Genomic DNA, 6000 nt, shown 5'->3' with positions numbered 1-6000 from the left:
ATCAGGACGTCACCGTGTACGAAAAAGCCCTGGACCAGCCGTGCGACACCGGCGAAACCGCCAGTGGCACCCTGGTCGGTGCGGTCCATGGCGGCAGCGGCGCCATCACCTACAGCCTGGTCAGCAACGCCATCGGCACCTACGGCCAACTGCTGCTGCACCCCGACGGCAGCTACACCTACACCCTGGCCGGCCCGGCCAGCACCACACCGGCGGCCAACGACGGCGCCAACACCCTGCACGAAAGTTTTACCTACCAGGCCACCGACGCCCTGGGCAACATCGCCACCAGCACCATCGTGGTCAACATAGTCGATGACGTACCGACCGCTATCGCCGATGCCACCTCGGTGGGAGAGGGCGGCTACATCGGCGGCAATGTGTTGTGGAACGACCACGTAGGCGCCGATGGTCAGTTCGCCGGCGGCGGCGTGGTCGGTGTGCGTGCCGGCGACGACACTTCGACCCCGGTACATGGCGGCCTGAACAGCCAGATCAACGGCACCTACGGCTACCTGACGCTGGATGCCGCGGGCAATGCGCTGTACCACAGCTACCCGAACTCAGTCAGCGGCCCGGGCGCGAGCGATGTGTTCACCTATACCCTGCGCGATGGCGACGGTGACGAAAGCACTACCACCGTGACCATCGACGTGCACAACAGCAGCCTCGTGCCGTCCTGCGACAGCGACGTGACCGTCTACGCCAAAACCCTGAACCAGGACGGTCAGGACCTGATAGCCAAAGGCGCGGACTTTACCGGGACCCAACAGATCTACAGCCTGACCGGCAGCAATGCCGCCATTGCCCGCAGTGCGTTCGTCGCCAATACGGCAGCCATGACCGCAGTGCTGGTGGTCAGCGGAGCGCTGGGGTCAGTCAACGGCAACCACGACCATGACCTGATCACCGTTAATCTCAAACAGGGGGAAACCCTCAACCTGGATCACAACCTCGCCGCCGGCCACGTCAGCATGGAGTACTCGATCAACGATGGCGCCTACGTCGCCGTCGCTGACGGCCAGACCATCACGGCGACGACGGATGCGACCTATCACATCCACGTCACCAGCCTCCCTGATGGTCCGGACCCAAGTGCTGGCGATGCTGAAAACTACCAGTTGAAGCTGACCGTCGATTACTCCGGGGCCCACGACATGGCACCGGACAACCATGACACCTACAGCGCCAGCGATAACCATGGCGGCAGCGACATCAGCTACCAGGATGGCCACACCCTCACCGGGACAGCGGGGGATGACACGCTGGTAGCCGGCAATGGCGACGCCATCATCCATGCCGGTGACGGCAATGACTTGCTCTACAGCGGCCCGGGCAACGATCTGCTCGATGGTGGTACGGGCATCGACACCGCCAGTTATGCCCACGCCACTGCCGGCGTCACGGTCAATCTCGGCGAGACTGGCGCACAGGACACCTTCGGTGCCGGCACTGACACCTTGACCGCCATCGAAAACCTGACCGGCTCCAATTTCAATGACGCACTTACGGGAGACCACAACAGCAATATCATCACCGGCGGCCTGGGCAACGACGTGCTCAACGGCGAGGGTGGTGACGACTTCCTGATCGGCGGGTTGGGCAACAACACCCTGACCGGCGGCAGTGGTGCCGACACCTTCCAGTGGCTCAACGGCAACAGCGGCCACGACGTCATCACCGACTTTACGCCGGGGGCCGACAAGCTGGACCTGTCGCAATTGCTGCAAGGGGAGAACAGTACCGCCGCCTCACTGGATGACTACCTGCATTTTACCGTCAGCGGCAGCGGCGCTTCACTGGTGACCAGCATCGACGTCAGTGCCATGGCTGGTGCGGCGCCGAACCAGACCATCGACCTGGCGGGTGTCAACCTGGCCAGTCACTATGGGGTGACGCCGGGGGCGGGCGGGGTCATCGGCGGCGCGGACACGGCCACCATCATCAACGGTATGCTCAATGACCACTCGTTGAAGGTGGATACCGTGTGACCTGAAACCGCAATGAAAAACTGGTTGAACGCCGATATCCCTGTAGGAGCGAGCAAGCTCGCGATGGACGTCAACGATGACGCGGGGATCCTGGATGCACGCGGTGCACTTGAGATCATCGCGAGCATGCTCGCTCCTACAGGGGATAAGCCCAAAAAACCACAGTCCCTGTGAAAGGGGCTGCGGTTTTTTCTGTGTGCGAACCTTTGCAAATCACATCGGCAGCGGCTGCCCGACCAAACGCCCCATCACGCCAAACACCCCCAGTGCCCTGATCGTGTCCAACTCGCCCTGGGTTTCTATTTTCTCCGCTATCAAGGGCAAGTCGATGCTGTGGGTCGTGCGGCAAACCGCCTCGATGAACAGTCGTTTGTCACGCTCAACATCGATGCCACGGATGTAGGCCCCGTCGATTTTAAGGTACGCCAATCCCAGTTGAGTGAGGTTGCCAATCTGGCTGAAATGACCGCCAAAATGCTGCAGCCCGATACGGTAACCGGTGTCGAGCAGGCTGTGGCTCAAGCGTTGCAACTGGTCCGGCGGCGGCAGTTGGCGCTCATCGATTTCCAGGGTCAGCAAGGGCGCCAGTTCCGGCAGGGATTCGAGCATGTCGAGGATCAGTTGCACCTGCGCCTGATCGCGCAAGGTGCTGCCGGACAGGCTCAACGCCAGCGGCAAACGGTTGACGACGAGGTATTCGAGGGTGGCTTCAAGCATCGCCAGGTCGAATCGTGCCGACCAGCCAAAACGCTCGATCCACGGCAAGAACTGGCCGGCGGCAATCGCTTCGCCCTGTGGATCGAGCAGGCGTGCAAGGACCTTGTGATGCAGCACCTGGCGGGTGTCGGCGCATTGCACCACCGGTTGGAAATACAACTGCAGTTTCCCTTCGTTCAGGGCGTCGTCGAGCCAGGCATGCCAGTGCTGTTGTGCCTGCTTTGGCGCACTGTCGCTACGGCCCAACACAGTCCAGGGGCGCTCGGGATGCTGCCGGGCTTCGTTCAGTGCCTGGTCCAGTTGGTGCAGTACGTGGCTTGCCGGATCGCCGGGGTGGAAGGCGACGATGCCCAGATGGGCGACGGGCATGCAATCACTGTCACCGGTCAGGCGCAGGTTCTCCAGGGTGGCGCTGATCTCGGCGGCCAGGCGTGTTGCATCCTCGGTATCGAGGTCCGGTGCCAGCAGGCTGAATTCGCCGCCGCGATTGCGTGCTGCCAGCCAGGTGCGACGTTGCGGAACTTGAGTCAGGCGCTTGAGCAATTCGCCGACCGCGCGGATCAACGCATCGGTGCGCTGCCCGCCGAGGCGCTGATTGAGGCCGGCCAGGTCGTTTAGCCGCAGCATCAGCAGGTGACCATCGCCATTTTGCTCGGTGACCAGTAATTGATCGGCCAGTTGTTCATCGAGCAATCGCCGGTTGGCCAGCCCTGTCAGGCTGTCCTGATAGGATTCGTTGAGCAGTTTTTCACTGCGCGCAGCCTCTTCGGCGAACAGCGTCTTGAGTTTCTCGACCATCTGGTTCATCGCCAGCACTACACGTTTCAATTCCGGTGTGCGCGGCAGCGTCGGCAAGCTGAGAAACTCGCGTTTGCTGATGGCTTCCGCCTGGCGGACCATGTTGTCGAGCGGACGAAATTGTCGACGCAGCAACCAGCCGCCGAACACCGCACTGAGCAGCCCGCAGAGCAACAGCCAGACAAGACTGCCCAGTGTGCTGTCCCAGAGTTTGGCCAGGGCGAATTGTGGATTGCTCAACACCTCGACCCGCGCCACCTGTTGCCAGCCCCGGGTGATCAGTGCATCGCCCCCCTCGGGACGCAAATTAACCAGGTTGACGAACCAGCCAGGCACGCCATCGATTTGTTCAGGATTGCTGCGCTGCACCAGCACCTGCCGGTTCTCGAGGTGGGTGACGCGGATATCGCTGAAATAGCCACTGTCGAAAATCGAACTGACCATCAACTCCATCATGGCCGGGTCGTCGATTTGTGTGGTCAAGGTCAGGCCCAGGGCGGTTGCGGCGTCTTGGGCGTGGGCGCGCAACTGCCCAAGCGTCTGCTCGCGAGAACTTTCCAGGCTGGCATAAAAACTGCCGCTGAAGGCCACCAGCAAGAACAGGCAGATGGCGAGAAACAACTGGTTGCGCAGTTTCATCGAGCGCTCCTTGGCGTGGCGGCTAACCGTCGCCCACGGCGAATCCTTCGGCTTGCATTTTTTGCAAGACATCTTGCCAGCGAGACAACTTTTTCGAGTCGCCGCTGCGCGGGTTACCAGGCTTGCCGGGCAGGTACAGGCCTTCGGCGTTGAACGCATACACCGGCAACAGGTCCTTGCGCTGCGAAGCGGGGCGGATTTCGCCGATCAGGTTGTCGAGTACCAGCGGTTCGGCGCCGGGGCTGCTGTAATAAGTCAGCACCATGTGCGCCTGGTTTTGGGTCAGGGCCTTCACGTAAGTAATGCGCAGCTTGTCGCTGGGAATGCCCAGTTGGCGCAGGCTGAAATATTTCGCCAGGGCGTAGTCTTCGCAATCGCCGGCGGCCTTGATCAGCGCCTCGACCGGCGTGGCCCAGTAATCATTCTGCTGCCAGATGCGAGCATCGTCCTGGAAATCCAGCTGCTGGTTGAAGTAGCGATTCACCGCCTTCAATTGCTCCTGCTCGGGCAGGTTGCGTTCGCCTTGCAGCATTTCACTCCAGGACTGGATTCGTCCCTGTGTCGGTCCCAGGCGGGCATAACGCTTTTCGGCGGTTTGCGCGATCTGCGCGAAATCCCAGCGAGGCCAGGGACTGCCAGGCACAACCAAAGGAAAACTGACCAGCAACAGCCATGCGCCAAACCGAAGTCGGAATGTTGACCATTCTGGACTACCCGGACTTCGTGGCATGCCTGGCTGCTCGAATGCAGAGAGGTGAAGTCTAGGTGGTGGTTGGGTAGGCGTCGACCCTTGGGCGGGGGAGTAACCGTCAGGATTTACGCAGGGTTTTCTGCCGAAGGATGTACAGGGTCACCAACACCGCACTGGTCAGCATGAACCCTCGTGCCCAAGGCATTGGCACCAGGTAGCAGGAGAACAGGATGCTGGTCCACATCAGGCCGATGGCGTAGACCTTGCCCTTGAGCGGAATGCCGTTACCCTCGAGGTAGTCACGGATCCATGGCCCGAGCCGCGGGTGCTCCACCAGCCAATGATAGAAACGCGGTGAACTGCGGGCGAAACAGGCAGCCGCCAGCAACAGGAAGGGTGTGGTGGGTAACACCGGCAGGAAAATCCCGAGCACCCCCAGCGCTACGCTCAGCCAGCCGATAGCCAGCAGCACGTAGCGCAACATCAGGGAGCGGTTGCCTATGGGGTTGTCCATAGGCAAAACCTTAGTGGTGACGTGGCTTGAGGATCGCCGGTTTTTCGTCCGGTGCGTTGCACAGCAGGTACAGCGCAGTCAGGGCTTCCGGGATCTGCACGATCATGTCGTCCATCAGGTTGGCGTCGGCGGCAATGTCGGAGAATTCCGGTTGCTCGTCGAACAGGCCCGAACCGACCATGATCGGCAGCAGCATTTCGCTGACTTCGTCTTCGGCGGTTTCGAACCAGGCTTCTTCGCGCAGGAATACGCCTTCCATGAAACCGATGCACCAGCCGCGCAGGTCGGAATCGTCCGGATCTTCGCCCAGGTCCAGGTCGCACGGCAGCTCGAACTCTTCATCGGAGGCCAGTTGACGGGCGATGTGGGCCTTGAGGCCGATCAGCGTGGCTTCGATCTCTTCGCGCTGGGCTTCGCTACTGTAATGCGGCTCTTCAGCGAAGAGGGCATCGATCCATTCACGATCGGGAACGACTTCGGAACAGATCGACAGCGCGGTGAGGTAGCCGTGGGCGGCCACGTAGTCCAGCGCCTCGTCATGCAGTTCATCGGCGTCGAGGAAGACTTGCAGGCGGGTTAGTTGCTCAGCGAAGGACATTAAAGGGCTACCTTGGGGAATATTCGATGCGGGAATTCTAGGCCTTCTTGAG

Annotated in this window: 6 protein-coding genes; 2 read left to right on the top strand and 4 right to left on the bottom strand. The window is 61.1% G+C overall.

Annotation, left to right across the window (positions count from 1 at the left end; translation table 11 throughout):
• The coding region (locus CGA21_RS25840) for a type I secretion C-terminal target domain-containing protein (protein ID WP_188265335.1) at positions 1-1991 on the top strand (1991 nt) is incomplete at its 5' end.
• Positions 1992-2003: 12 nt separating this feature from the next.
• On the top strand, positions 2004-2165 hold the full coding sequence (locus CGA21_RS25835) for a hypothetical protein (RefSeq protein ID WP_177411656.1): 162 nt from the start codon (positions 2004-2006) through the stop codon (positions 2163-2165).
• Positions 2166-2204: 39 nt separating this feature from the next.
• Here CGA21_RS25835 and lapD read toward each other — a convergent pair whose 3' ends face one another.
• From lapD to CGA21_RS25815, 4 genes are all read right to left on the bottom strand, one after another.
• A complete protein-coding gene (gene lapD / locus CGA21_RS25830; protein ID WP_188265334.1) occupies positions 2205-4145 on the bottom strand; it encodes a cyclic di-GMP receptor LapD in 1941 nt (646 codons plus the stop codon).
• Between the two features lie 22 nt (positions 4146-4167).
• Positions 4168-4875: a cysteine protease LapG gene (gene lapG, locus CGA21_RS25825; RefSeq protein ID WP_110752655.1), complete on the bottom strand. Its 708-nt coding sequence runs from the start codon at positions 4873-4875 to the stop codon at positions 4168-4170.
• Between the two features lie 79 nt (positions 4876-4954).
• Positions 4955-5350, bottom strand: coding sequence for a YbaN family protein (locus tag CGA21_RS25820; RefSeq protein WP_110752657.1), 396 nt, complete (start codon positions 5348-5350; stop codon positions 4955-4957).
• A gap of 10 nt (positions 5351-5360) precedes the next feature.
• Positions 5361-5948 (bottom strand): YecA family protein, encoded by a 588-nt coding sequence (locus CGA21_RS25815; RefSeq protein WP_020795388.1) that lies wholly within the window; start codon positions 5946-5948, stop codon positions 5361-5363.
• Between the last annotated feature and the right edge of the window lie 52 nt (positions 5949-6000).

Origin of the sequence: Pseudomonas sp. PSB11, assembly GCF_014596605.1 — a bacterium.
GTDB classification, from domain to species: domain Bacteria; phylum Pseudomonadota; class Gammaproteobacteria; order Pseudomonadales; family Pseudomonadaceae; genus Aquipseudomonas; species Aquipseudomonas umsongensis.
This window is presented reverse-complemented; position numbering and strand designations above follow the sequence as displayed.

Bases quoted from the DNA above. Each gene is read 5' to 3' on its own strand.
- CGA21_RS25820 (WP_110752657.1), bottom strand. From the start codon at position 5,350: ATGGACAACCCCATAGGCAACCGCTCCCTGATGTTGCGCTACGTGCTG.
- lapD (WP_188265334.1), bottom strand. From the start codon at position 4,145: ATGAAACTGCGCAACCAGTTGTTTCTCGCCATCTGCCTGTTCTTGCTG.
- CGA21_RS25835 (WP_177411656.1), top strand. From the start codon at position 2,004: ATGAAAAACTGGTTGAACGCCGATATCCCTGTAGGAGCGAGCAAGCTC.
- lapG (WP_110752655.1), bottom strand. From the start codon at position 4,875: ATGCCACGAAGTCCGGGTAGTCCAGAATGGTCAACATTCCGACTTCGG.
- CGA21_RS25815 (WP_020795388.1), bottom strand. From the start codon at position 5,948: ATGTCCTTCGCTGAGCAACTAACCCGCCTGCAAGTCTTCCTCGACGCC.